Annotated in this window: 1 pseudogene; it reads right to left on the bottom strand. The window is 42.9% G+C overall.

Annotation, left to right across the window (positions count from 1 at the left end):
* A pseudogene (locus tag AB4486_RS23995) lies at positions 1-336 on the bottom strand (phospholipid phosphatase); the annotation flags it as partial.

Here is a 336-nt window from a genome sequence, read left to right as displayed (position 1 = left end):
CCACTCGCTCACCTTATCTTCTACTGACTCAATGGCCACGTTCTTTTCTTCTAGTGGCAGTTCATAAAACAGCTCCGGCATATCAACCACTTCTTGGGTAACTAAGTACTCAGTATATGGGCGTGGACTCTCCGTTTTTGATTTAAGGAATGTCTTTGCTGCAAAGCTTAACACCAATAAAATACCAAGCTGCAAACAAAGGCTCACTAGCTTTGCTTTTGAGAACTTTAATGTCAGCACCAACAAAGAGAGAATCGCGAGTGTGATTAGGAACCCTTGATTACCCGCTGAATAAGTCACGAATGTCATCACAGCACCATAGAAAGGCAAAACAGC

Origin of the sequence: Vibrio sp. 10N.222.55.C6 (assembly GCF_041473395.1) — a bacterium.
GTDB classification, from domain to species: Bacteria; Pseudomonadota; Gammaproteobacteria; order Enterobacterales; family Vibrionaceae; genus Vibrio; species Vibrio crassostreae_C.
The sequence above is the reverse complement of the archived record's forward strand: the minus strand, read 5'-3'. Positions and strand labels throughout refer to the sequence as shown.